A 25,294-nucleotide genomic window follows, 5' to 3' on the forward strand; every position below is an offset into this window, starting at 1 on the left:
GGATGTCGTCGGTTTCGATAGTGAAGTTGCCGGCCAGCGGCCGGCACTACCCGTTACTTGTCGTGCGTGATCAGCTGCACCACGCTGGAGAAATCCAGCTTGCCGCGACCGGCCTGGTGATTCATCGAGTACAGGTTGCGGGCCAGTTCGCCGAGCGGGATCGAGGCACCGACACTCATCGCCGCTTCCACCGCCAGGCCCATGTCCTTGAGCATCAGGTCGCTGCCGAAGCCGCCGCTGTAGCCGCGCGAGGCCGGGGCGTTTTCGAGCACGCCGGGCCACGGGTTGCACACTTCGGTGGCCCAGCTGCGGCCGGTGCTGACCGCCATCATCTGCGAGAGCACCTTCGGGTCCAGCCCGTGTGCCACGCCCAGGGCGATGGACTCACCGGTCACCGCCATGATCACGCCCAGCGCCATGTTGTTGCACAGCTTGGCGACCTGGCCGGCACCGCTGGCACCGACGTGGAAGATGTTCTTGCCCATTGCCTGCAGCAGCGGGCGCGCACGCTCCAGCGCCTCGGCTTCGCCGCCGACGATGAAGGTCAGCGCGCCGGCCTGGGCACCTGCGGTACCGCCGGACACCGGGGCATCCAGCATCTGCAGGCCACGCGCGGCGGCCGCTTCGGCGACCTTGCGGGCGGTGGCCGGGGCGATGGTGCTGCAATCGATGATCAGCGCGCCACCCGGGATATCGGCCAGCAGGCCGTCATCGCCCAGGTACACGCCTTCGACGTGGCGGCTGGCCGGCAGCATCGAGATCACGATCTCGGCATCGGTCAGCGTGTCCAGCGCCGAGCTGGCGGCGGTGGCGCCGGCATCGACGGCGGCCTGCACGGCGGCGGGCACCAGATCGAATACGCGCACGGTGTGACCGGCCTTGGCCAGGTTGGCGGCCATCGGGCCACCCATGTTGCCCAACCCGATGAATGCAATACGGCTCATGCGTTGCTCCTTTCAGGGACGGTGGCACCGAGGTCGGCCAGCGGATGCGCGGCATCGGACCACGGCGAAACGAAGAAGGTGCGGGCCCACTCGGCCGTGGCGTCCGCCAGCGTGCGCGGCTGCCACTTCGGGGTGCGGTCCTTGTCGATCAGCAGCGCGCGGATGCCTTCGGCGAAATCGCCATGGGCGGCCGCATGCAGTGCTGCGATGTACTCGATGCGGTAGACCTCGGCCAACGAGGCGCCCTCGGCCAGGCGCTGCAGCTCGAACGCGAGCCGCGCCGAGCCGGGCGCACCGGCGGCGAGCGTGGCCTGCGCGGTCTTCAACCAGGCGTCCTCGGTCTCCAGGGCAAGGATCGCCTCGACGATCGCGCCGACGTCGTCACCGGCGCACAGCGCATCCACGGTGGCGGCATTGCGCAGCAATGGGCCGGTGGCCGCATCGCTGGCGTGTTGCTGCAGCAGTGCGGTCAACTGTTCGTGGTTGCGCTTGGCCTCGCGGCTCCAGTGCACGCCCGCCAGCGCGTTGAACACGGTCTCGCGCTGTGCCTCGGCGATGTGGATATCCGCCAGGCCGGCGTAGATCGCATCGCCGGCGTTGAGCGGCGCACCGGTCAGGGCCAGGAACAGGCCGCCGTGGCCGGGCACGCGCGGCAGCAGCCAGCTGCCGCCCACGTCCGGGAACAGGCCGACGGTGATCTCCGGGAACGCCAGCTTGGAGCGCTCGCTGACCACGCGGTGGCTGGCCCCGGACATCAGGCCGATGCCACCGCCCATGACGATGCCATGGCCCCAGCACAGGATCGGCTTGGGATAGGTGTGGATCGCATAGTCAACGCGGTACTCGACGTCGAAGAACTCGGCGGCGTAGGCGTTGTCGCGGATGTCGGTCTTCCCGCTCTCGCGGTAGTCGACCATGCTGCGGTACAGGCTGTGCAGGTCGCCGCCGGCGCAGAACGCTTTTTCGCCCGCGCCCTGCAGCACGACCAGCGCGATGCCATCATCGAGCGCCCAGGCCTCCAGCCGCTCGCGCAGCAGGTGCGCCATCGGCAGCGAGAACCCGTTGAGGGTGCGGGCGGCGTTGAGCGTGGCGATACCGATGCGCGTGCCGTTGCCGGCGGCGCGCTCTTCGAACAGCACCGGCGCCTCGTCATGGGCGACGGCGGTGCTCATGCGTTCTTCCATTGCGCAGCGCGCTTTTCCAGGAAGGCGTTCACGCCTTCGGCCTGGTCGGCGCTGTCGAACAGATCGACGAAGGCCTCGCGTTCGGCGACCAGCGCCGAGGCGTGGGTACCGGTGCGGGTGGCCTGCACCAGCGTCTTGCACGCGGCGATGCTGGTCGGGCTCTGCTTGCCGGCCTTGTGCGCCCATGCCAGCGCCAGTGCCTTGGCTTCGCCCTTGCCCACCTTTTCTTCGACCAGGCCGATACGCAGTGCGGTATCCGCATCGATGCGCTCGCCGAGCAGGATCATGCGCTTGGCCCAGCCTTCGCCAACCAGACGCGGCAGGTTCTGGGTGCCGCCGGCGCACGGCAGCAGGCCGACGGTGGCCTCCGGCAGCGCCACCTGGGCGTGTTCTTCGATGATGCGCAGGTCGCAGGCCAGCGCGCATTCCAGGCCGCCACCCATCGCGTAGCCGTTGATTGCCGCGATGGAGACACCACGGAACCCGGACAGGGCTTCGAACGCCTCGCCGAAGCGACGTGCAGCTTCGCGTGCGGCGGCCTTGTCGCCGGAGGCGAACTGCTTCAGGTCGGCACCGGCGGAGAAGAACTTCTCGCCATCGCCGGTGATCACCAGCGCGTAGATATCGCGGTCTGCATTGAGTGCGTCGACCAGATCGCGCAGCGCGGACAGGCTGTGCACGGTCCAGGTATGCGCCGGCGGATTGTTGAGGGTGATGACCGCGACGTGGCCATCGGCCTCGACCTTCAGGCCGACATGATCATGCTGGCGCCACTCCATCATCGCAGTTCCTCTTCAGTGTTGAGCAGGTGGCGGGCCACGATCACACGCATGATCTCGTTGGTGCCCTCCAGGATCTGGTGCACGCGCGAATCGCGCAGCAGCCGTTCAATCGGGTATTCGCGGATATAGCCGTAACCGCCGTGGATCTGCAGCGCATCGTTGCAGATGTTGAAGCCGGCATCGGTGGCGAAGCGCTTGGCCATCGCGCACCACACGTTGGCATCGCTGGCACCAGCATCAAGCTTGCGCGCGGCGGTGTGCACCATCTGCCGTGCGGCGACCAGCTGGGTCGCCATGTCGGCCAGCTTGAACTGCAGTGCCTGGAACTCCGACAGCGCCTTGCCGAACTGGCGGCGCTCGCCCATGTAGCGGCGGGCGGCATCCAGTGCGCCCTGGGCTGCGCCCAGCGAACAGGCGGCGATGTTGATGCGGCCGCCGTCCAGGCCCTTCATGGCCAGCTTGAAGCCGCTGCCTTCCTCGCCGAGCAGATGGCTCACCGGCACGCGCACGTTCTCGAACGTGATGCCGCGGGTCGGCTGGCTGTTCCAGCCCATCTTCTCTTCCTTGCGGCCGTAGCTGATGCCCGGCAGATCGGCCGGCACCGCGATCGCGCTGATGCCACCCGCGCCCGGACCCCCGGTACGCGCCATCACCACCAGCAGCTCGGTGGCACCGGCGCCGGAGATGAAGGCTTTGGAGCCGTTGAGTACGTAATCGTCGCCGTCACGCACCGCGCTGGTCTTCAGCGAGGCCGCGTCCGAGCCGGCACCCGGCTCGGTCAGGCAGTACGAGGCCAGCTTGGTGCCGGACGAGAGGTCTGCACCCCACGCGGCACGCAGGCTCTCCTGGCCCCACTTGGCCACCATCCACGACGCCATGTTGTGGATGCTGACATAGGCCGCCGTGGACGGATCCACATTGGCGAGCTCCTCGATGACGACGGCGGCGTCCAGACGGCTCAAGCCGCTGCCACCGACCTCGGGATCCATGTACAAACCACAGAACCCGAGTTCCCCTGCCTTGGCGATCGCCTCGCGCGGAAAGATGCCCTCCGCATCCCATCGCGCGGCGTGCGGCGCCAGTTCGGCCTGGGCGAAGTCACGCGCTGCCTCTCTATAGGCCTGCTGCGCTTCGTCGAGTTCCGTCGTCATCGAGTGGCTCATGGTCGAACTCCGTTGTTGCTGTTGCTTACTTCAGGCTGATGGTGGTGTTGACGCCATGACCCAGCGTCTCGTCATCGAACCAGCGCGAGGTGATGGTCTTGGTCTGGGTGTAGAACATCACCACCTGCTTGCCGTACGGGCCCAGGTCGCCGAGCTTGGAGGCACGCGAGCCGGTGAACGAGAACAGCGGCACCGGCACCGGGATCGGCACGTTGATGCCGACCTGGCCGACGTCGATGTCTTCCTGGAACTTGCGGGCGGCCGCGCCGGACTGGGTGAACAGCGCGGTGCCGTTGCCGTTGGGGTTGGCGTTGATCAGTGCGATGGCATCTTCCAGGGTGTCCGCTTCCAGGATCACCAGCACCGGCCCGAAGATTTCCTCGTCGTACACGCGCATCCCCGGCGTCACGCCGGCGAAGATGGTCGGACCAACGAAGTTGCCCTTCTCGAAGCCATCGACCTGCGGGTTGCGGCCATCGAGCACCAGCTTGGCGCCCTGCTCCACGCCCGAGGCGATCAGGCCTTCGACACGCTCACGCGCGGCGCAGGAGATCACCGGACCGACGTCGGTACCGGCGACACTGCCGCCGCTGACCTTCAGCGTCTTGGCCTTGGCCACCAGGTCCGGCACCCACTCGCGTGCTTCGCCGACCAGCACCAGGGTGGAGGCGGCCATGCAGCGCTGGCCGGCCGCACCGAAGGCGGCACCGACCATCGCGTTGAGGCTCTGTTCCTTGTTCGCATCCGGCAGCACCACGGCGTGGTTCTTGGCGCCCATCATGCACTGCACGCGCTTGCCGGCCAGCGAGGCGCGGTTGTACACATGGGTGCCGACGCGGGTGGAACCGACGAACGAAACGGCCTTGATATCCGGGTGGTCGCAGATCGCGTTGACCACCTCTTCGCCGCCGTGCACGACGTTCAGCACGCCCTTGGGGATACCCGCTTCCAGCGCCAGTTCGACCAGGCGCATGGTGACCATCGGGTCCTGCTCGGACGGCTTGAGGATGAAGGTGTTGCCGGTGGCGATGGCCATCGGGAACATCCACAGCGGAATCATCGCCGGGAAGTTGAACGGGGTGATGCCCGCGCAGACGCCGAGCGGCTGCAGCAGGGTGTAGGTGTCCACGCCGTTGGCCACGTTGTTGGCCAGCTCACCGAGCTGCAGGTTGCCGATCGCGGCAGCGTGCTCGACCACTTCCAGGCCACGGAACACATCGCCCTCGGCATCCGGCACGGTCTTGCCCTGCTCGGCGCTGAGGATGTGGGCCAGCTCGCTCATGTTCTCGCGGATCAGCTGCTGGTACTTCAGGAAGATGCGCGCGCGGGTGCCGATCGGGGTCCGGCGCCAGGTCTTGAACGCTTCCTTGGCCGAGGCGACGGCGGCGTCGACTTCGCTGGGGGTGGCGAACGGGACCTGGGCCAGGACGTCCTGGGTGGCCGGATTGACCACGTTCTGCCAGTGCGAGCTGGCCGATTCGATGAACTGGCCATCGATCAACATGCGGATACGGGGCGCTGCAACAGTCATGGACAATCCCGGCGGGTCGAAAGTTGTTGGCATTATTCACAGTGCCACCCTCGATTTCCGGCCTGTATACGCTTAATCTGGCCAATGCCCGCTACGATTCTTGTGAATTCTGTGAATACCCAGCCCACTCATCGTCAGATCGGCCTGCGCCTGCTGAAGCTGCGGGAGCAGCGCGGCTATAGCCAGCTGGCCCTGGCCAGGGCGCTGGGGCTGTCGGCCAGCTACCTGAACCAGATCGAGCGCAACAAGCGGCCGCTGACCCCGGCGGTGCAGGGCAAGCTGCGTGCCGTACTGGGCGACGTCAGCGAGCTGTTCGAGGTCGATGACCCCGGCGCGCTGCAGGAATCGCTGGGCGAGACCCTGCGCGACCTGGGCCTGGCCGATGTCAGCAGCACCGAACTGCGCGCGATGGCGGGCAACCTGCCGCAGATCAGCCGTGCCCTGCTCGACCTGCACCGCCGCCACCTGATGCTGCGCGAGCATGCCGCCGCGCTGGAGTTCCAGCTGGGTGATGTGCACGCCGGGCAGGCGTTGCCCGCGGGCGATCAGGTCCGCGATTTCTTCAACCGCATGCACAACCACATCCCCGAGCTGGATGACCTGGCCGAGCAGCTGTTCGGCGAATGGGGGCTGGTGGCCGGGCACGTGGCGCCGCGCCTGCGCCAGCTGCTGGCCGACCGCCATGGCGTGCTGGTGGAAGTGGGGCCGCTGCAGGCCGGGCGCGAGAAGCGCGTCTACGACGGCGGCAGCCGCACCTTGTGGCTGCCCGACTATCTGGAGCCGGGCCAGCAGGCATTCCAGATGGCCGCCGAGCTGGCGTTGCTGGGCTATGCGGCGCAGATCGATGCGGTGATCGCCCGCGCGGGCTTCGGCGAAGCGGAGCAGATCGCGCAGGCGCGGATCGGCATGTCCAACTACTTCGCCGGTGCGCTGGTGATGCCGTATGCGCAGTTCCTGCGCGCCGCCGAGCACAGCGCATACGACATCGATGCGCTCGCCCATCGCTTCGGCGTGGGCTTCGAGGCGGTCTGCCATCGCTTGAGCACGCTGGCGCGACGCAGCGCGCCCGGCCTGCCGTTCTTCTTCATCCGTGTGGACCGCGCCGGCAATGTCTCCAAACGGCATTCGGCCACCGATTTCCACTTCTCACAGGTGGGCGGCTCGTGCCCGCTGTGGATCGTGTACGAAGCCTTCAACCAACCGGGGCGCGTACTGACCCAGACCGCGCGCATGCCTGACGGACGCCGCCACTTCTGGCTGGCGCGGCAGGTCAGCAGTGGGCCTATCGGGCACGGGCAACCGCGCAAGACCTTCGCAGTGGCGCTGGGCTGCGACCTGCAGCATGCCGAACGGCTGATCTACACACGTGGGCTGGATATCCAGAGCCCGGGCAACTCGGTCTCGATCGGCCCGGGCTGCCGGGTGTGCCCGCGCGAGGATTGCATGCAGCGCGCGTTCCCGCAGCTGCCGGGACGCGGGTAGCGTCGACCGTTGGTCGACTTGCGTCCGATGCCGCGAGTGTTGGCACCGTTGCGAAGAGCTGCCGACCAACGGTCGGCTCTACCGGTCATGTGACGTTTAACGGGAAGCCGACCAACGGCGGGCAGGTCGGATCGGGATGCGGTCCATCGCCGACTCAGTAGATCGGCGTGACCTTCATCTGCGGCAGCGGACGCGGTGCGCCGTCGGTGAGGTCCGGCCCGAGGTCTTCCCAGGTCTGGCCCTGCTCGACCATGTGCCGCCACAGCTGCTGCGATTCGCGCCGTTTGTCTTCCGAACTCAATCGGTAGGACGGCGGCACCGGCATGCCGGTGGCCACACTTTGATACGCCGCTTCGTATGCCGCCACGCGTTGTGCGGGGTCATCGGTGCGTGCCACATCCAGCGTGTAGCGCTGGTAGGCCGAGGCCAGATTGCGCCAGCGGATCCAGTAGTGGTTGGCAAAGGAGAAATCGCAGAAGCGCTCCCCGGCGATGCTGCCCTTGTCGGCGATGCGGCTGAGCACGGCCTGCGGCATGTCCAGGTTCATGCCGCCCTCGTCGCCCTCCAGCGCGACATGCACGATGCGGTCGCGGTAGCCCGGCGCGCGGGCCTGCAGCACATCACGCCAGTTCTGCATGGTCGATACGATCGAAAACAGGAAACCGGACATCTCCGCCGCGGCCATCGGCTGCGCGATGGCGTGGTAGGTGCGTTGCCAGCCATGGCGGTTCTCGGTGGGCAGGAACACGGCCTGCTCCGCGCGCGCATGCGCGTCGCCCTCAGCCACCACGCTCACGGCGTCGGCAGGCTGCGCGTAGACCAGATTGATGCCGAAGGTCGGCCAGCGCGGCAACGCGGCGTCGAACAGGTGGATCGGGAAGTTGCTGCTGATGCCGCCATCGGAGAACCAGCACACACGGAACGCGGTGATCACCGGGCCGCAGTTCTGGCCACCGCTGGTGAGCCCTTCCATGCTGTCGGCGACGTTGGTGTTGTCGCGCCGGGGTTCGGCATCGGCCACCGGCTCACAGCGGCGTTCGCGACGGGCCGGCTCATGCAGCGGCACCGCGCTGATCAGCAGCGGGAAGCTCAGGCTCATCCGCGTGGCGACCAGCACCGGCAGATCCTCGCCATCAACCAGGCGGTAGTAATCGCGCCCATCGACCTGTTGCGGAGGGCCCGCTCGTGCCATCAGCCACTCGACCACGCTGGCCGGAAACAGCTGCGCGAATTCCTCGCGCAGGAACCAGAAGTGCGCCGCGTTGAACGGCAACGTGCGCGGCTCACTGTGCGACACGCAGGTGGTGATCATCTGCAGCGTGATCGCATGCGCGCCGCTGGCCTCGCCGGGATAGCGCGGCGCCGTGTGCAGATCGCCGAAGGTCAATGGCTGGTCATGCGGCTTGCCGGCCAAGGCCTGCAGCTGGGTGTGCAGCCAATCCGTCAACGCCGGCGCGGAGGCGTTTGGCTGGGTGCTGCCATTGCACAGGCCGAGCAGGTTGCGGCGGGCGACGCGGGCAACGCGCAGCGCCGAGGCCAGTACACCGGCCCCGTAGGCGCACAGCAGCGAGGGCAGTAACGTTGCCCAGATGCCGTCGATGCCCCCTGCCAGATAACCGATCCCGAGCAGGCCGGCCAGTGAGACCAGCAGCTCCACCGGCGCGATGGCGAATACCGCGGCGAGCAGACAGGCGACCTTGCGCAGCAGGCCCGCCTTGCCGGTGAGCATCACCAGCAGGCGATACGCGGTACGCGCGCCATACGCCGGTTGGAACAGGCTGTGGATGAAGCCCTGCCGGGACAGCTGCGCGGACACGTCGGCCAGCCCCGGAAAGCCCACCGCCGCCGCTAGCGGCTCCCCGGCCTGGCGACGCCGATCGCCCAGCGCGGCCGCGGCGGCCACGGCGGCCGCAATGGCGCCGGCCGAGGTACCGCCGATGCTCTTGAAGCGGTACTCACGGGCCAGCGACAGCACCGCGTTGGGATACACGATGCCGCTGGTGATGCCGCCCTTCATGACCAGATCGCAGTATTTGTCCGCCACGTTGCCGTCCTCTGTCCGCCCGTGCGTGGCCGATCCACGCACCCTCCCCAGCGGCACCCACCACGAGGCAGGCACCCGGAAGATCGATGCCGACAGTATCGCCTGCGCGCTTCTCAGGGCCTGAGAAGCGCGGCACGGAACCGCTTATTCAGCGTTGCCGGACTGCGGCACGCGCCGCACCTGGGACAGGTCGTAACCGAGCGCGGCGATGCGGGTCATGGCCGCTTGATAGTCGGCATCGGAGATGGTCGGGGTGCGCGCCATCAGCCACATGTAGTCGCGCTTACTGCGACCCACGATGGTCTGCTTGTAGTCCGGATCCAGGTCCACGATCACGTACTCGGCCTGGATCGGCCAGATGAACTGCATGCCCCAGATCGCGCCGCCGGTGCCTTCCTTGACCGTCCCGACCGGGTGCATGGTCTTGATCGGTGCCTGGAAGCTGCCCTTGCGATAACGGAAGGTGGTCTGGATGCGGCCGTCCGGACGCAGTGCGTAGGACTCCACGGCATCGAACGCCTCACGCTCGGGTCGGCTGGGGATATGCGCGATCACGTACCAGTCGCCCATGAAGCGCGGCACGTCCACATGCGCCACGGGCGGGATCGGACGGGTGTTGCCGCTGCAGCCGCCGAGCATCATGCCGACAACCAGCAGGGGAACGAGAGCACGGATGGACATGACAGCTTCCTCCAGGAACGTGGGGTGATCACGGACGGTTGAACAGGTAGTGGGCCACCTGCCACTGCTGGCCCTGCTGGTAGCCGAACAACTCTGCGCAGGCCATCCAGAACATGCGCCAGCGCTGGTGCCACAACGCGGCCGAGGCATCGCCGTAGGTCTGGCGCAGCACCGCCATCACGGCTTCTTTCTCGCGGTCCTGGTTGGCCAGCCAGTGGTTGGCGGTGCGCTCGTAATGCGTGCCATCCAGCAGCCAGCGCTGCTGCAGCTGCAGATGCTGCTGGAAGAACAACAGGGTGTCGGCGGCCGGCATCAGGCCACCGGTGAAGAAGTGGCGGCCCATCCAGTTGTCGTCGCCCTCGGTTTCGAACGGGTACATCAGCGTGCGGTGCACGAAGATGTGCACGAACAGCTTGCCCTCGGGCCGCAGCCACGAATGGATGCGCTGCAGCAGCTGCGGGTAGTTGCGCATGTGCTCGAACATCTCGATCGAGACGCAGCGATCGAAGGTCTCGGCATCGAGCGTCAGGTGATTCACGTCACGGGTCAGCACGGTGACGTTGATCAGGCCACGTGCACGACACTGCCCCAGGATGTACTCGCGCTGGCTGTTGGAGTTGGAGACGGCGGTGATCTGCGCGTTCGGATAGCGCTCGGCCATCCACAGCGTCAGCGAACCCCAGCCGCAGCCCAGCTCAAGAATATGCTGCCCATCGGCCAGCTGCGCGCGCTCACCGTACAGCGCGAGCATCGCCTCTTCGGCCTCGTCCAGGGTTTCAGTGCCCGTGGCGTAGTAGCAGCTGCTGTACTTCAGGCGCTTGCCGAGGCAGCGGTGGAAGAATTCGGCCGGCACTTCATAGTGCTGGCGATTGGCCGCATCCACGTGCAGCGCCACCGCGCTGCTGGCCAGCCCGGCGATGCGCGCCGCAAAGCGCTGCGACTGCACCTGCTGACCGCCGGCCAGCTCTTCGCGCAGGCGCTGCTCGCACTGGCGGCGGATGCCCAGCCGCAACAGCGCATCGGGCAGCACCCCGCGTTCGGCCAGGCCGGTCAGGCCCGGTGCGTAGTCCGGCAGCGGAAGACGGTCAATGGCGACATTCATGGTGAAGATTCCTTGCGGGCAGACGACGAACGGGAGGGGAACCACGGAAACAGCATCGGCGTGGTGCGTTGGTACTCGCGGTAATCCTCACCGCGCGAGCGCAGCGCCTGCGCCTCGGTGAAGGGAATGCCGCTGACCAAGCGCAGGAACACGTACATCACCAGCGGGCCGGACCACGCCAGCCACCACAACGGCGACTGCACGGCCAGCAGCACGTAGGTGAACCAGTGCAGCCATTCGAAGAAATAGTTGGGATGCCGCGAGTAGCGCCACAGCCCATCGCGGCAGGTCTTGCCCTTGTTGGCCGGATCGGCACGGAAGCGCGCCAGCTGACGGTCGGCCAGCGATTCGCCGCCCACGCTCAGCAGCCACATCGCCACGGCCGCGATCACCCAACCCCAGCCATGTGCTTCCGGATTCACCGACACCGCCACGAAGGGCAGCGCGAACAGCACGATCAGCACTGCCTGGAACTGGAAGAAACCGAAGATCTTTCCCTGATGGCCGTTCCAATGCTTGCGCAGATGCTGGTAGCGACCGTCCTCGGGCTCGCTGCGCACGCGGTGCCACAGGTGCAGCGCCAGACGTGACCCCCACAGGCCGCCCAGCACCGCCAACGCGATCCGCGGCATCGCCGCGCCATCGCCGAGCAGTGCCAGCAACAGGGCAGACGCACCCACACCCTTGGCCCACAGCACATCGACCACGCCGATGTTCTGGTGCCGGCGCTGCCACCACCAGCCCCAGGTCATGATCACGGCGGCGTACAGCCACACCACCCACAGCATCTTCATCGTGTGTCTCCTGGAGCAAGGGTGGCGAGCGGTACCGCGCGGGTCTGCCAATGACGGGCGCACGCCGCAAGCACCGGCAGTGCGATCGCCCAGCCGAGGCCGAGCAGCAGCACACCGCGCCACTGCGGTGTGGCGAACACCACCGACGACCAGCCGCGCGCGGCGGACAGATACGCCAGCGGCGCCAACAGCAGACCGACCAGCGCCGCAAGGCGCAGATGCCGCTGCAGCGTCGCGAACGACACCGTGAGCGTCATTGCGAAGGCAGCCCACAGCGCGAGGATCCAGACCGGGGCCAGCCACGCCGGATCATTGCCGGCCGCGTACGTCACCCAACCGGAGGCGCCGGCCAGCCCGTCTACGACCAACCCGCAGGCGATCGCCACCAGCATCAATCTGATCTCCACTGACGGCTGCGCGGACCAGGCCAACTGAGTGCCCACGTAAGCCGCCGCTGCCAACAGCGCGGGCCAGCGCAGCCCGTGACCGGCCCCGATCACGGCGCAGAGCCAGACCAGCTGGTTGCCGATCACGTTGGCCCAGAAGCGTGGCACGTCAGGCCTCCCCGGCCATCAGCGCGGGCCGGTAGCCCGGGCGCGCCATCAACAGGTGCGAGACGCCGATCGAGCGCTCCAGGAAGCCACCTTCGCAATACGCCAGGTAGAACTCCCACATGCGGATGAAGCCCGCATCGAAGCCCTGTGCGCGCACCGCCGGCAGCTGGGCCAGGAAGCGCTGGCGCCACGCGCGCAGCGTGAGTGCGTAGGAGGGCCCGAAGTCGTGCTGGCCGATCAGCTGCAGATCACTGCTGCGGGTCTTGGCGGCCACGATGGCGTTGATCGAGGGGATGAAGCTGCCGGGGAACACGAAGCGCTTGATGTAATCGACGCTGCGCCGCGCCTGCTCGTAACGCTGGTCTTCGATGGTGATGGCCTGCAGCAGCGCCAGACCGTCATCCTTGAGCAGGCGGGTAAGCGTGGCGAAGTAGGTGTCCAGGTACTGCGCGCCGATCGCCTCGATCATTTCGATGGACACCAGCTTGTCGAACTGGCCCTCCAGATCGCGGTAATCCTTGAGCAGCAGGGTGACCTTGTCCTGCAGCCCGGCCGCCTCGACCCGCTGCCTGGCCAGCGTGTACTGCTCCACCGAGATGGTGGTGGTGGTGACGTGGCAGCCGATATGGCGCGCCGCGTACAGCGCGAAGCCGCCCCAGCCGGTGCCGATCTCGACCACGCGATCAGACGCGGTGAGCTGCAGCTGCTCGCAGATGCGGGCCAGCTTGCGCTCGGACGCAGCCTCGAGCGTATCTTCCGGGCTGGCATACAGCGCCGAGGAGTACATCAGGTCCGGGGACAGGAACAGCGAGAAGAACGGATTGCCGAGGTCATAGTGCGCGGCGATGTTGCGGCGGCTGCCTTCGCGCGTGTTGCGACGCAGCCGGTTCCAGCCTTTCAGCAGCCAGCCGCCGATGCGAGCCGGGCCGCCCTCCATGCCATCGAGCAGATCGCGGTTGCGTACCAGCAGCTGCACCAGCGCGACCAGGTCATCGCAGCGCCAGTCACCGCGGATGTAGGCCTCGCCTGCACCCACGCTGCCCTGTGCGGCCACCGCGCGGTAGAAACCGGGATCGTCCACCCAGACCGTCACCTGGGGCGCGACGTCCGGATCGCCGATCACCACATCGCCCACCGCATCGCGCAGCCGCAGGTGCCCGCCGCGCAGCGGTGCCAGCTGCGCCAGCAGGCGCCCGCGCAGGAACCCTTCAAGGGCGGACGGTTGCGGTACGGCCACCGCACGGGTCATGTCGTTCATGGGGATTTTCCAGCAAGAGAAGGATGGTCGTGAACGGGGTTGCGCTTGAGCCACAGGCGCAGCGCCTGCCAGTGGATCGCGGCCACGACCTTGAGGGTCATCAGCGGGTAGCGCAGCAGCACGCTGGCCAGGCCACGACCGGTGAGCGGATGGCGCTGCATCACCAGGTCGGCGTCGAACTGGCATGCGCCCTCGCGCCAGACCTGCATGTGCACGTGCAGGTCATCGCCCGGCGCGGTGAAGCGCCAGCGGTACTCGCAGTCCATCTGCATGAAGGGAGAGACGTGGAACTGCTTGTCGAAGGACCAGCACAGCGCGCGGCCCTGGGCATCGGCCTGCGCCACCGGCAGCACGTAGGCGTGGCGCTCCTTCCAGGGCGTGTTGGTGATCTCCGCCACGATGCTGTCCAGCGTGGTGCCATCAGCGGCATAGCAGTAATAGAAGCTCACCGGATTGAAGACATGGCCGGCATACCGCGGATGCGTCAGCAGGCGGATCGGCCCGGCGGGCGCGTGGCCCAGTGCCTCGGTGATGCGTGCACGTACGGCATCGGCCAGCGGCTGATCGGGCGCACCGAGATAGTCGCTGCGGCGGAACTCGACCACGTTGCGGCGACCCACCGACCACAGCCAGCGCCGCTCGAACAGGCGCGGCAGTTCGTCCAGGTCCAGCAGCAGCTGCGCGATCGGGTAGCCGAACGCGTGCGCGTGCGGCGCGTGCCGCCGATGGCGCATCCAGCCGCGATAGATCGCACTGGCGGTCATGCCGGCAGTGCCTCGGCCAGCGGCCAGTAGGACTCGGCATCCAACGCCTGCAATGCATCGACCACGCGGCGGGCACTGCGGATGCCATCCTCATGGAAGCCCCAGCCCCAGTACGCACCGGCGAACCAGGTCCGGCGATGGCCCTGGATTTCCGTCCAGCGCTGCTGCGCCCGCACCATCGCGTGGTCGTGCACGGGATGGGCATACTGCAGGCGGCGCAGCACGGTGGCCGGATCGACCGCCTCGCTGCGGTTGAGGGTGACCACCAAGGGCGTGGGGGTATCGATGCCCTGCAGCAGGTTCATGCAGTAGCTGACCGTGCACGGCGCCAGCGGGTCGCGCGGCACATGCGCGTTCCAGGCGGCCCAGGCCTTGCGGTCACGCGGCAGCAGGCTGGCGTCGGTATGCAGCACCACCTCGTTGGGCTGGTAACGGATCGCGCCCAGTACCGCGCGCTCGGTGAGATCGGCATCGGAGAGCAAGGCCAGCGCCTGGTCGCTGTGACAGGCCAGCACCAGCTGATCGAAGCCTTCCAGCCCGGCAGCGCTGTGCACGCGCACGCCATGCTCGTGGCGCTCCACGCCGAACACCGGGCACTCCAGGCGCTCACGCACCTGCCAGCGGCGGCGCAGCGCGTCGACATACCGCGCCGAGCCGCCCTGCACCACGCGCCATGGCGCGCGCCCGGTCATCTGCAGCATCTGGTGATTGGCCATGAACTGCACGAGATAGCGCGCCGGGAAGGCGGCCAGGCTGGCCGTCGGCGACGACCACAGCGCCGAGGCCATCGGCAGCAGGTGTTCGTCGATGAAGGTGCGGCCGTAACGGCCCTTGTCCAGGAACTCGCCCAGCGAGGGACCTTCATCGTCGCGCGCGAGCAGCGCCGGCGCCTCGCGGTAGAACCGGCGCAGGTCGCGCAGCATGCCCCAGAAGCGCGGCGACACCAGGTTGCGGCGCTGGCAGAACAGCGTGTCCAGCGAGGTGGCGTTGTACTCCAGCCCGCTGCGTTCGCTGTGCACCGAGAAGCTCATCGTGGTCGGCTGCGAGGCCACGCCCAGTTCCTCGAACAGGCCGGTCAGCAACGGGTAGTGCGCGGGGTTGAACACGATGAAGCCGGTGTCCACCGCGTGCGTGCGGCCATCGACCTCCACCTCATGCGTATGGGTGTGGCCCCCGAGGTAGTCATTGGCCTCGAACAGCGTCACTTCATGCTGCTGGCTCAGCCACCACGCACTGGCGAGGCCGGCGATACCCGATCCAATCACGGCGATACGCATGTCAGTGCTCCGCCTTGGCCAGCACCCAGGCCGGCACGGGTTTGAGGTCACGCACCAGGCCGAGTGCGGCCATCGCACGCAGGCCATACCAGGTGACATCCACTTCCCACCAGTAGAAGCCCTGGCGCGCGGTGCCCGGGAAGAAGTGATGGTTGTTGTGCCAGCCTTCGCCAAACGTCAGCAGGGCGAGCCACAGATTGTTGCGGCTGTCGTCACCGGTGTTGAAGCGCTGGCGGCCGAAACGGTGCGCGAGCGAGTTGATGGTCACCGTGGCGTGGAACAGCACCACGGTGGAGATGAAGAAGCCCCACACCAGCATCTGCCCACCGGTGGTGCCCCACGCCGGCGCGATGCGCTCCAGCAGCGCACCCAGGCCGAACAGTGCCGCGGCCAGCGCGATCGGCACCAGCGTGTCGAAGCGATCCAGCCAGCGCAGTTCGGGATACTTGGCCAGATCGGGAATGCGCGACCAGTCGGTACGGAAGCCTTCCACCGTCAGGAACCAGCCCATGTGGCTCCACCAGAAGCCATGCACCGAGGGCGAATGCGGATCGGCCGCCGTGTCGGTATGGCGATGATGGTTGCGGTGATGCGCGGCCCACCACAGCGGGCCGCGCTGCACGCTGGAGGCGCCGATCAGCGCGAAGAGGAACTGCACGGCGCGCGAGGTGCGGAAGGTACGGTGCGAGAAGTAGCGGTGGTAGAAGGCGGTGATCGCGAACATGCGCACCGCGTACAGCGCCACCGCCACGCCGACCGCGACCCAGGACACACCCACCCAGATCACCGCCAGGCAGGCCAGGTGCATCGCCGCGAACGGGATGGCCCGTACCCAGTCCACCCGCTGTGGCTGGCCGGTCGCAGCCGCCGCATCCGTGCTGGTATCGAACCAACGCCACAGCGTGGCCCAGCGGCGTCGCTGTGCGGTGCGTCCTGCGTCGGGGGTGGGGCTGACCGACATGACTCGCTTCTCCTGAGGCGTTATCAGGAGATACGGGAGCGGGCGCCGTTTGGATGCACGGATCCGGAAAAAAACCGTGCGTCTGTGCGATTACAGGTTGGCGATGTCGCCCTTGGCGATGATCGGGCCGGTCGGAATGCCTTGCGGCGCACCGGTTGACGGTTCCAGTGTGATCGCCAGCACCGAGCCATTCACAAGTGCATCACGCAGCGTGGCCGGCACCGCAACAGTGTGCGCGCGGTTGATCGAGACCAGGCCCAGCGAACGCGGGGTGCCGCCGGCCGGGATCAGCCACAGCTCGGGTGCACGGCCGGCCGCATCGGCCGCGGCCGGGACCGGCACCATCAGCACCTTGCCTTGGGCCTTGTCGACGGACGCCAGCCAGCCCGGCGTACCGTCGTCGTGCAACAGCGGCGTGACCGGCTTGGTGGCCTGCTCCGGCTCGGCCGGTGTCGTCGGCGGGGTCGGCGTGACCGCCACGGGCGTAGGCGACGGTGTGGTCGGCTCCAGATCGCGGCGGCTGAACACCGCCACCAGTGCCAGCGCGGCGGCCAGCGCGGTCATGCCCTGCCAGAAACCGGTGCGCTGCCAGACCCGTGGCGAGGCGGTCGTTGCGGCGGGCCAGCCCAGCGAGGTGCGGATGCGCGGCCACAGATGCGCGGGCACCGCTTCGGTACCGAGCGATTCGAGCAGGGGCGCAAGGCGGTTCTCCCACTGGGCGACCAATCGCGCGAAGCCGGGATCGCTGGCGATGCGGCGTTCAACCTCGGCACGCTGCGCGGCATCGAGCACCCCCAGCACGTACTCACCGGCGAGGATGTCGGCGCTCGGCGGTTCGCCGTCGTCATGCAGATCATGGAGGTCGCGGGCGTTCATCGTTCCAGGCACACCCGCAGTTGGCCCAGGCCCCGGCGGATCCAGCTCTTCACCGAGCCCAGCGGCGAACCAATGCGGCGCGCCAGTTCCTCATAGCTGGCGCCATCGAGGAAGGCCAGCCGGATCAGCGAGCGACGGCGCGGCTCCAGCGTATCCAGGCAGTCCTGCAGGCGCTCGTGATCCGACGCCTGTTCGGCCACCTGGGCCGGCTGCGGCGCGACATCGGGGAGTTCCTCGGCCACCGACAGATCATCCAGCGCGCGCGGCGGCGCGGCGCGGAGACGGTCGATCGAGCGGTTGCGGGCCAGCATCGACAGCCAGGTCATGGCCGCCGCCTTGGCGCGGTCGAACTGCCCCGCCTTGTTCCAGACCGTGGTGAACACGTCCTGCAGTACCTCTTCGGCATCGCCGCGGTCGCGCAGCACCTGCAGGCAGATCGCGAACAGGCGGCCGGAGGCCAGCTGATAGACCGATTCGAACGCCTGGCGATCACCGCCGGCGACCCGGACGAGCAGCTCGTCCAGACGATGTGATGCAGCGGTAGCGGCGGCGTCCAGCTCGGGCATTGCAGGCTCAATGTCGATAACGGGCGTATCGGCATCCTCCTTGCTCCCGGCGCCATCTGCAAGGGGGCGCTCAGGCACCGCATGTCTTCACCAGCGGCTGCGTGCGGGCAGCGGTCAGCTCGGCGGCGGGCGTTGCAACCGGTGCGGCGGGAAACTCGACCCGCACCTGCGGGTACTTGCCCTTCTCATCGCGGACGTTGCCGGTGCCGGTGAACTGCAGCAGGCGCTGGTCTGCGGTGGCATACACCAAGGTGACCGCGGGCACGGCGAAACCGAACCAGGCATCGAGCTTCATCTGCAGCTGTTCGGCCGGTTGACCCTGCCAGGTCACCGCACCCGTGCGTTGCACTTTCAGCGGCACCAGGCGCTGGCGGCTGGGCAGCAGGAACTGGAAGGCCACGCTCTGCCCGGCCTGCAACGCGGCCCAATGGCTGCGCACGGCCGCGTCGAACCCGGCATCCACCACCGCCCCCGAGGGGATCGTGATGGCCCTGCTGAAGGTCGGTGCCTGCGCGCTGGCGCGGACCGATACCTGGCGGGTAGCGGCACCGCCGCGCACGCCTTCCTGATAGCCGTCGCGGCCATCGTCCAGGGTGAAATCCGGCGTCTGCGGGCTGCCCTGCGGGGTCATCCACTTGCGGGCAAACGGGCGCCCGTCGGTGCAGCGGTACAGCACCAGCCGCGACTGTGCGCTTGCCGGCCCCTGCAGCCAATGGGTCTCGCGGTAGAGCAGGGTGCTGCCGGCGGCCGCATAGGCGCGGCCCTCTTGGCGCTGGATGGATTGCGCCATGCCCGGCAACGGGCACAGCGCCAGCAGCAGGAACGCGGCGATGGGGACAGGCGGGTGGCGCATGCGCGACTCCAGGTGAGTGTCCTGAAGAGATACGCAGCAAGTGCCTGGGCGGATGCAGCGGGCGGCAATCCGTACCCTGGTCGTCCCGGGCCAGAAGGCCCAGTACACCCCCAGCCAGGCGGACTGGTCACGGGCGTCACTGGCGAACTGCCCGTTGTAGGTCAGATCCACCGTGACCCGGGCGCTGGGTGCAAACCGCAGCCCCAGCGCCGACACCGCGCCGGCGCTGGCGCGTTTCTTCGAGACCAGCGAAGGCTTCTGGATAAATCTGAAAATGGCCTACGACGCCGCCAAGGCACGCGATGAACTGGCAGAGGTCTGATCGAAGATAGTTCCCTATCACCACAAGACGTGAACCGTAAGTGCCGATCTCAAGGAAGAGGGCGGGCGGCGAATTGCCTGAAAAGTGCTTGCCGTATCAGGCCTGTTCGCCGGCCGGCCTGACCAGAATCGGTCCGAGCAACCGGCCAATACAGTTTACTTCTTGCTTACCTTGACGGGACCGGCCTAAGTAAATAGATAATTCATTCAGGACCGCATCTTACAGGGGGAATGGAACTTGGGAATTTTTGATAAGGGCGTTGAGCCACAAGAGTTTGAAAGCTTCAAGAAGGCTGTGAGCAGCCGATTTGACGAATTGGAGCGAAAGGTTGTTTCTTCCACATCTGAGTCTGCGGAGGCGGCGCGCGAATCTCTAGCCGCGATCCAAGCTCATCGCTTGACGGTTGATCATACCGCAGCAGAGATGTCGTCAGCTCGATCGGAGATATCCGAGGCACTGCAAGAGATTTCTAATGCAATGTCGAGTCTCACCTCGGGAAAGGAGAGGTTCTTAGAGGATGCAAGCACGCTTGAGCAATCCGCAAGAGCTGCACTGAACGTCTACGCAGAAGCGTCGGCTGCCAACGAATCCGTACAGCGCTCTGTTTCTGAGGCCCAAGCTCGCCTGGAGAAGGTCGATGGATTTTTGGAACAGGCCGACGCGATCCCGACTGAACTCGAGGCTCTGTCCAAACAGTCTCAGGATGCGAAGTCCCAAGCAGACAACATCAAGTTACTCCTTAATCATTCGTTGAAAAGAAAAGCCGAACTCGACGAACTTCACAAGGAAGTCTTCGGGCACGACGTTGAAGGCGAGGACGGCAACACCGAGCGGGTGGACGGCCTTCGAGACGAGTTGGAAAAGACGTATGAATCAATCAACTCTCGCCTCTCAGCGCTGTCCAATGAGTCGGACAACGCCGTCTCAAAAATTGAGGAAGACCATCGCAAGGTTCTGGAAGGTCAGCAGCTCGAGTTCTCGTCGCTCATAGATGGCGGCAGATCATCGCTTTCGGACGTTTCCGAACAGCTAAAGGCCCTACTCCCAGGAGCGCTCGCAGCTGGGCTTAGTGCCGCCTATGAAAGCAAGAAAGACGACGAATCAGCCTTCTTGAAGCTACATGAGAAGAGCTTTAGGCATGCAGTTTTTGGCCTCATCGCAGTATCCCTGATTCCATTCGCCGTTGGCATCTACCAGCTTGTGCATGGTGTTCTGCTGACAGAGGTTATTAGGGACACGCCGCAGATGGTCATCTCCATTTTGCCGCTCTACTTCCCCGTTCTATGGCTGGCCTACTCTTCAAACAAGCGCCTCAACCTATCTAAACGTCTCATCGAGGAATACACGCACAAAGCGGTTCTCGGCAGAACATTCTCAGGCCTTTCGAACCAGATTGAATCTCTGTCCGATGGCGGCGAAGTAAAGAATGAGCTAAGGACCCGACTGCTCTTCAACGTACTTCAAGTGAGCGCTGAAAACCCTGGCAAGTTGATCACTGACTACAACAAGACCGATCACCCTGTGATGGATGTGCTTGAGAAGAGTGCGAAATTGTCTGAATCGGTTGAGACGCTCTTGAAGATTCCCGGATTCGGCGCCCTTGCAAAGGTACTGTCTGAGAAACGCGACAACCTGCTGAAGCAGCAGGACTCCAAGATCGAAGCTGGTATGGCCGCAAACGAAGAGCTGGACCCACGGCCCACTGACGGCTCGAAGGAAGCCTAATGATTAAGGCATCGACTCATCCTTCTCGCCGTGCAGCCACGTGGAACTTCTCCTTGACCAGCGGCTCGGTCCGAACTAGATTGTCCGGGCCGAAGGTATCCATCGCTTCATGCAGATGAAGGGATGGATTTAAACGGGAATCCGGTGAAGGCGCCTCGCGCGCCCATTCCGGAGCTGCCCCGCAGCGGTGAATGGAAACGACTCCTGCCAACAGCACTGGGCCTTCGCGCCTGGGAAGCGGCAGGTACTAGGTGGGCGTCCGCGCCCGTGTCCATCAGCCCGAATACCGGCCCCGGCCGGAGGACATGACCGTCCTCCGATTCGACCTGGAACGTCCGCGGGGAGGTTGCCGGGGCCTGCCGCCCTGCCGCCTGCATGGCGCTGCCCCCGTGCGTCCGCTTCACGGCATCCGGTTCGCCCGCGGGGGCGAAGGTCGCTGGCGGGGCGGAACGGGCTGCAAGGCCCCGGACGGCGCGCGGTTCCTTCGTTCCTCAATGCCCCTACGCAATGAGGACACGTTCCAATGACCACTGTTACCACCCTGGGTTTTCCGCGCATCGGTGCCAAGCGCGAACTCAAGCGCGCGCTCGAAGCCTTCTGGTCCGGCGAGAGCAGCGCCGCGTCGCTGCAGGACACCGCGGCCGAGCTGCGTGAACGCCACTGGCAGCTGCAGCGCGAGGCCGGCGTGGATGTGCCGCCGAGCAATGATTTCAGCCTGTATGACCAGGTGCTGGATGCGGCCTTCCTGTTCGATGCGATCCCGGCCCGTTACCGCGCGCTCGCCGATGCCGAACCGCTGAGCGGCTACTTCGCGATGGCGCGGGGCCTGCAGCGCGATGGCATCGACCTGCATGCGCTGGAAATGACCAAGTGGTTCGACACCAACTACCACTACCTGGTGCCCGAACTGCACGCCGGCCAGACCTTCTCGGTGCGCGGCGACAAGCCGCTGGCCGAGTACCGCCAGGCCAAGGCGCTGGGGATCGAGACCCGCCCGGTGCTGATCGGGCCGGTGACCTTCCTGCGGCTGTCCAAGACCACCGATGGCAGCAACGCGCTGGACCTGCTCGATGCGCTGCTGCCGGTGTACGTGCAGTTGCTCGGCGAACTCAAGGCCGCCGGCGCGGCGTGGGTGCAGCTGGATGAGCCGCTGCTGGTGCAGGACCTGGACGAGGCCACGCGGGCCGCGTTCGAGCACGCCTATGCGGTGCTGGGCCAGGTCGCCCGCCCCAAGGTGCTGGTGGCGACGTACTTTGGTGCGCTGGAAGACAACCTGGCGCTGGCTGCCTCGCTGCCGGTCGATGGCCTGCATGTGGATCTGGTCCGTGCGCCGGAACAGCTCGATGCGGTGATCAAGGCGCTGCCGGCCGGTCGCGTACTGTCGGCCGGGCTGGTCAACGGCCGCAACATCTGGCGCACCCACCTGGACAACGCCCTGGTGCTGGCGCGCTACGCGCACGGTCATGTCGGCAGCGATGCGCTGTGGCTGGCGCCATCGTGTTCGCTGCTGCACAGCCCGGTCGATCTGGACCACGAAAAGAAGCTGGACGACGAACTGCGCAGCTGGCTGGCGTTCTCCAAGCAGAAACTCGGCGAGCTGCGCGTGCTGGCCGACGCGATCGATGCGCCGGCGCGTGCCGAGGCACCGCTCGCGCATTCGCGTGCGTGCATCGAATCGCGCCGTCGTTCGCCGCGCGTGCACAACCCGGCCGTCGCCGCGCGTCTTTCCTCGCTGACCCCGGCCGATGCACAGCGCCACAGCCGCTACCCGCAACGCCACCTGGCCCAGGCCGCCGCGCTGAAGCTGCCGCGCTTCCCGACCACCACGATCGGGTCGTTCCCGCAGACGCTGGAGGTGCGTGAGGCCCGCGCCCGCAACAAGTCCGGCAAGCTCTCCGATGCGGATTACGATGCGTTCCTGGCCACCCAGACCGAGCACTGCGTGCGCGTGCAGGAACAGATCGGGCTGGACGTGCTGGTGCATGGCGAGTTCGAGCGCAACGACATGGTCGAGTACTTCGGCGAGCAGCTCGATGGCTTTGCCTTTACCAAGAATGGCTGGGTGCAGAGCTACGGCTCGCGCTGCGTGAAGCCGCCGGTGATCTTCGGCGATGTGACCCGTCCGCAGCCGATGACAGTGCGCTGGTCGCAGTATGCGCAGTCGCTCACGCAGCGGCCGATGAAGGGCATGCTGACCGGGCCGGTGACGGTGCTGCAGTGGTCGTTCGTGCGCGATGACCAGTCCCGGGCGGACACCTGCCGCCAGATCGCACTCGCCCTGCGCGATGAAGTGACGGATCTGGAGGCGGCCGGCATCGGCGTGATCCAGATCGACGAGCCGGCCATCCGTGAGGGCCTGCCGCTGCGCCGTGCGCAATGGCGCGAATACCTGGACTGGGCGGTGGAAGCGTTCCGGATCAGCGCCAGCGGCGTGCGCGATGCGACCCAGATCCACACGCACATGTGCTATTCCGAGTTCAACGACATCATCCACTCGGTGGCCGCAATGGACGCGGACGTGATCTCGATCGAAACCTCGCGCTCGCGCATGGAACTGCTGGATGCCTTCGTGCGCTTCCAGTATCCCAACGAGATCGGGCCGGGCGTGTACGACATCCACTCCCCCCGCGTGCCTGACAAGGCCGAGATGCTGGCGCTGCTGCGCAAGGCCGCCGAAGTGCTGCGACCGGAGCAGATCTGGGTCAACCCGGATTGCGGCCTGAAGACCCGCGGCTGGCCGGAAACCCGTGCCGCGCTGGAAGCACTGGTGGCCGCCGCGCGCGAACTGCGCGAGGAAACCGCCGACGCCAACGCCGCCTGATCGGCGCTTTGTAGACTGACCCAAGGACCCCATCGCCGCCGTTGCCGGCGGTGGGGTCGACGAGAAACGCATGAACCCGCATGACCTGACACCGATCGACCGCCCCACCCTGTCCCTGCCCGACGGCCACACCAAGCTGCTGCTGCACTCGTGCTGCGCGCCGTGCTCGGGCGAAGTGATGGAGGCGATCACCGCCTCCGGCATCGACTACACGATCTTCTTCTACAACCCCAACATCCACCCGGTGAAGGAATACGAACTGCGCAAGCAGGAGAACATCCGCTTCGCCGAGAAGCATGGCGTGCCGTTCGTCGACGCCGACTACGACACCGACAGCTGGTTCTCGCGCGCCCGCGGCATGGAGAGCGAACCCGAGCGCGGCATCCGCTGCACGATGTGCTTCGACATGCGCTTCGTGCGCACCGCGCTTTACGCGGATGAGAACGGCTTTGCGGTGATCAGCAGCTCGCTGGGCATCTCGCGCTGGAAGGACATGAACCAGATCAACGACTGCGGCCACCGCGCCGCCGCGCACTATCCGGGCCTCCAGTACTGGGATTACAACTGGCGCAAGGGCGGCGGCGCCGCGCGGATGGTGGAGATCAGCAAGCGCGAGCAGTTCTACCAGCAGGAGTACTGCGGCTGCGTGTACTCGCTGCGCGACGCCAACCGCCACCGCCGCGAGACCGGGCGCGAGCGGATCAAGCTGGGCGTGCTGTATTACGGCGATGGCACCTCGAAGCAGGGCGACGCCGACTGACCGCTGCAGGGGCGTCGGCTAGACTGGGCGCCCCTACAGCCGTGAAGCCGCCATGAGCCGTTACCCCGCCGATGTCGCCCTGGTCGTGATCGACCTGCAGCCGGACTTCATGCCCGGTGGCGCACTGGCCTGCGTGGACGGCGATGCGATCGTGCCGGACATTGCCGCCCTGCTGGCCGAACGCCGGTACGCCACCGTGGTGGCGACCCAGGACTGGCACCCGGCCGACCACGCCTCCTTCGCCAGCCAGCACCCGGGGCATCTGCCGTTCGAAGCGATCCTGCTGCACGCCCAGCCGCAGACCCTGTGGCCGGACCACTGCGTGCAGGGCAGCGATGGCGCCGTGCTGCATCCGGGCGTGGACTGGACGGTGGCTGACCTGATCCTGCGCAAGGGCACCCGGCGCGAGGTGGACTCATACAGTGCTTTCCGTGAAAACCATGGTCCCGACGGCACCCGCCCCGCCACCGGCCTGGCCGGCTGGCTGCATGAGCGCGGCATCCGCGAGGTACATGTGTGCGGCCTGGCGCGCGATTACTGCGTGCTGTGGAGCGCGCAGGACGCGATGAAATCCGGGTTCCGGGTGAAGTTCCTGTGGGACCTCACCCGGCCGGTGACCGAGGCCAACGATGGGATGGTGCGCGAGGCGTTGGCCAAGGCGAAGATCGCGGTTATCTGACGGGCGAACCCGGGCGCCAGCCGGAACGGCGTACCGACCAACGGTCGGTACCTACCGGATCAAAGAACGATCGGCGGGTGCTGGCCGTGCGCTGGTAGTGCCGGCCGTGCGCTGGTAGTGCCGGCCGCTGGCCGGCTCCCGATACCGTTTGGGGCGTGCGATGAGCCGGCC

Annotated in this window: 23 protein-coding genes and 1 riboswitch; of the genes, 6 read left to right on the forward strand and 17 right to left on the reverse strand. The window is 66.8% G+C overall.

Going from position 1 to position 25,294, the window contains the following annotated elements:
- Window positions 1-53 precede the first annotated feature (53 nt).
- Genes mmsB through ABE472_RS11645 form a run of 5 tightly spaced genes read right to left on the reverse strand, consistent with a single transcriptional unit; the run spans window position 54 to window position 5,604 of the window.
- A complete protein-coding gene (gene mmsB, locus ABE472_RS11625; protein ID WP_346466229.1) occupies window positions 54-944 on the reverse strand; it encodes a 3-hydroxyisobutyrate dehydrogenase in 891 nt (296 codons plus the stop codon).
- A complete protein-coding gene (locus tag ABE472_RS11630; RefSeq protein WP_346466230.1) occupies window positions 941-2,116 on the reverse strand; it encodes an enoyl-CoA hydratase/isomerase family protein in 1,176 nt (391 codons plus the stop codon). The genes mmsB and ABE472_RS11630 overlap by 4 nt, the downstream gene beginning before the upstream one ends.
- Window positions 2,113-2,910 carry an enoyl-CoA hydratase gene (locus tag ABE472_RS11635; RefSeq protein ID WP_346464223.1) on the reverse strand — a complete coding sequence of 266 codons (798 nt, stop codon included), beginning with the start codon at window positions 2,908-2,910 and terminating at the stop codon, window positions 2,113-2,115. Before ABE472_RS11635 ends, ABE472_RS11630 begins: the two co-directional genes overlap by 4 nt.
- Window positions 2,907-4,073 carry an acyl-CoA dehydrogenase family protein gene (locus tag ABE472_RS11640; RefSeq protein ID WP_346464224.1) on the reverse strand — a complete coding sequence of 389 codons (1,167 nt, stop codon included), beginning with the start codon at window positions 4,071-4,073 and terminating at the stop codon, window positions 2,907-2,909. Before ABE472_RS11640 ends, ABE472_RS11635 begins: the two co-directional genes overlap by 4 nt.
- Window positions 4,074-4,098: 25 nt before the next feature.
- Window positions 4,099-5,604: a CoA-acylating methylmalonate-semialdehyde dehydrogenase gene (locus ABE472_RS11645; protein ID WP_346466231.1), complete on the reverse strand. Its 1,506-nt coding sequence runs from the start codon at window positions 5,602-5,604 to the stop codon at window positions 4,099-4,101.
- A 111-nt stretch (window positions 5,605-5,715) separates the two neighbouring features.
- Between ABE472_RS11645 and ABE472_RS11650 the strand changes: the two genes are divergently transcribed.
- A complete protein-coding gene (locus tag ABE472_RS11650; RefSeq protein ID WP_346466245.1) occupies window positions 5,716-7,086 on the forward strand; it encodes a short-chain fatty acyl-CoA regulator family protein in 1,371 nt (456 codons plus the stop codon).
- Window positions 7,087-7,240: 154 nt separating this feature from the next.
- Here ABE472_RS11650 and ABE472_RS11655 read toward each other — a convergent pair whose 3' ends face one another.
- From ABE472_RS11655 to ABE472_RS11710, 12 genes are all read right to left on the reverse strand, one after another.
- Window positions 7,241-9,130 (reverse strand): RpoH suppressor, encoded by a 1,890-nt coding sequence (locus ABE472_RS11655; RefSeq protein ID WP_346466232.1) that lies wholly within the window; start codon window positions 9,128-9,130, stop codon window positions 7,241-7,243.
- Between the two features lie 144 nt (window positions 9,131-9,274).
- On the reverse strand, window positions 9,275-9,811 hold the full coding sequence (locus tag ABE472_RS11660) for a lipocalin family protein (RefSeq protein ID WP_259260518.1): 537 nt from the start codon (window positions 9,809-9,811) through the stop codon (window positions 9,275-9,277).
- Window positions 9,812-9,839: 28 nt separating this feature from the next.
- Window positions 9,840-10,913 (reverse strand): class I SAM-dependent methyltransferase, encoded by a 1,074-nt coding sequence (locus ABE472_RS11665; RefSeq protein ID WP_346466233.1) that lies wholly within the window; start codon window positions 10,911-10,913, stop codon window positions 9,840-9,842.
- The gene (locus tag ABE472_RS11670) at window positions 10,910-11,707 is read right to left on the reverse strand and encodes a DUF1295 domain-containing protein (RefSeq protein ID WP_346466234.1); all 798 of its coding nucleotides are present in this window, start codon (window positions 11,705-11,707) and stop codon (window positions 10,910-10,912) included. Before ABE472_RS11670 ends, ABE472_RS11665 begins: the two co-directional genes overlap by 4 nt.
- The gene (locus tag ABE472_RS11675) at window positions 11,704-12,261 is read right to left on the reverse strand and encodes a DUF2878 domain-containing protein (RefSeq protein ID WP_346466235.1); all 558 of its coding nucleotides are present in this window, start codon (window positions 12,259-12,261) and stop codon (window positions 11,704-11,706) included. Before ABE472_RS11675 ends, ABE472_RS11670 begins: the two co-directional genes overlap by 4 nt.
- Window position 12,262: 1 nt before the next feature.
- On the reverse strand, window positions 12,263-13,519 hold the full coding sequence (locus tag ABE472_RS11680) for a cyclopropane-fatty-acyl-phospholipid synthase family protein (RefSeq protein WP_313219891.1): 1,257 nt from the start codon (window positions 13,517-13,519) through the stop codon (window positions 12,263-12,265).
- On the reverse strand, window positions 13,516-14,283 hold the full coding sequence (locus ABE472_RS11685; protein ID WP_346466236.1) for a DUF1365 domain-containing protein: 768 nt from the start codon (window positions 14,281-14,283) through the stop codon (window positions 13,516-13,518). The genes ABE472_RS11680 and ABE472_RS11685 overlap by 4 nt, the downstream gene beginning before the upstream one ends.
- Window positions 14,280-15,560 carry an FAD-dependent oxidoreductase gene (locus ABE472_RS11690; protein ID WP_346466237.1) on the reverse strand — a complete coding sequence of 427 codons (1,281 nt, stop codon included), beginning with the start codon at window positions 15,558-15,560 and terminating at the stop codon, window positions 14,280-14,282. Before ABE472_RS11690 ends, ABE472_RS11685 begins: the two co-directional genes overlap by 4 nt.
- A gap of 1 nt (window position 15,561) precedes the next feature.
- Window positions 15,562-16,521: an acyl-CoA desaturase gene (locus tag ABE472_RS11695; RefSeq protein ID WP_346466238.1), complete on the reverse strand. Its 960-nt coding sequence runs from the start codon at window positions 16,519-16,521 to the stop codon at window positions 15,562-15,564.
- Window positions 16,522-16,611: 90 nt separating this feature from the next.
- Complete coding sequence (locus ABE472_RS11700; protein WP_313208883.1) at window positions 16,612-17,397, reverse strand: anti-sigma factor; 786 nt, start codon at window positions 17,395-17,397, stop codon at window positions 16,612-16,614.
- A complete protein-coding gene (locus ABE472_RS11705; protein WP_346466239.1) occupies window positions 17,394-17,963 on the reverse strand; it encodes a sigma-70 family RNA polymerase sigma factor in 570 nt (189 codons plus the stop codon). The genes ABE472_RS11700 and ABE472_RS11705 overlap by 4 nt, the downstream gene beginning before the upstream one ends.
- Before the next feature lie 70 nt (window positions 17,964-18,033).
- Window positions 18,034-18,816: a hypothetical protein gene (locus ABE472_RS11710; RefSeq protein ID WP_346466240.1), complete on the reverse strand. Its 783-nt coding sequence runs from the start codon at window positions 18,814-18,816 to the stop codon at window positions 18,034-18,036.
- Between the two features lie 172 nt (window positions 18,817-18,988).
- On the opposite strand from ABE472_RS11710, the gene ABE472_RS11715 reads away from it, so the two are divergent.
- From ABE472_RS11715 to pncA, 5 genes are all read left to right on the forward strand, one after another.
- Window positions 18,989-19,138, forward strand: coding sequence for a hypothetical protein (locus ABE472_RS11715; protein WP_313219885.1), 150 nt, complete (start codon window positions 18,989-18,991; stop codon window positions 19,136-19,138).
- A 237-nt stretch (window positions 19,139-19,375) separates the two neighbouring features.
- The gene (locus ABE472_RS11720) at window positions 19,376-20,863 is read left to right on the forward strand and encodes a hypothetical protein (RefSeq protein ID WP_346466241.1); all 1,488 of its coding nucleotides are present in this window, start codon (window positions 19,376-19,378) and stop codon (window positions 20,861-20,863) included.
- Between the two features lie 76 nt (window positions 20,864-20,939).
- A riboswitch (cobalamin riboswitch) is annotated at window positions 20,940-21,173 on the forward strand.
- A gap of 213 nt (window positions 21,174-21,386) precedes the next feature.
- On the forward strand, window positions 21,387-23,684 hold the full coding sequence (gene metE / locus ABE472_RS11725; RefSeq protein ID WP_346466242.1) for a 5-methyltetrahydropteroyltriglutamate--homocysteine S-methyltransferase: 2,298 nt from the start codon (window positions 21,387-21,389) through the stop codon (window positions 23,682-23,684).
- 70 nt (window positions 23,685-23,754) lie between these two features.
- The gene (locus ABE472_RS11730) at window positions 23,755-24,444 is read left to right on the forward strand and encodes an epoxyqueuosine reductase QueH (protein WP_346466243.1); all 690 of its coding nucleotides are present in this window, start codon (window positions 23,755-23,757) and stop codon (window positions 24,442-24,444) included.
- A 52-nt stretch (window positions 24,445-24,496) separates the two neighbouring features.
- Window positions 24,497-25,123 carry a bifunctional nicotinamidase/pyrazinamidase gene (gene pncA, locus ABE472_RS11735; RefSeq protein WP_313208888.1) on the forward strand — a complete coding sequence of 209 codons (627 nt, stop codon included), beginning with the start codon at window positions 24,497-24,499 and terminating at the stop codon, window positions 25,121-25,123.
- The last annotated feature ends 171 nt before the right edge of the window (window positions 25,124-25,294 follow it).

The sequence above is a fragment of the Stenotrophomonas sp. TWI809 genome, from assembly GCF_039673205.1.
Taxonomy (GTDB): domain Bacteria; phylum Pseudomonadota; class Gammaproteobacteria; order Xanthomonadales; family Xanthomonadaceae; genus Stenotrophomonas.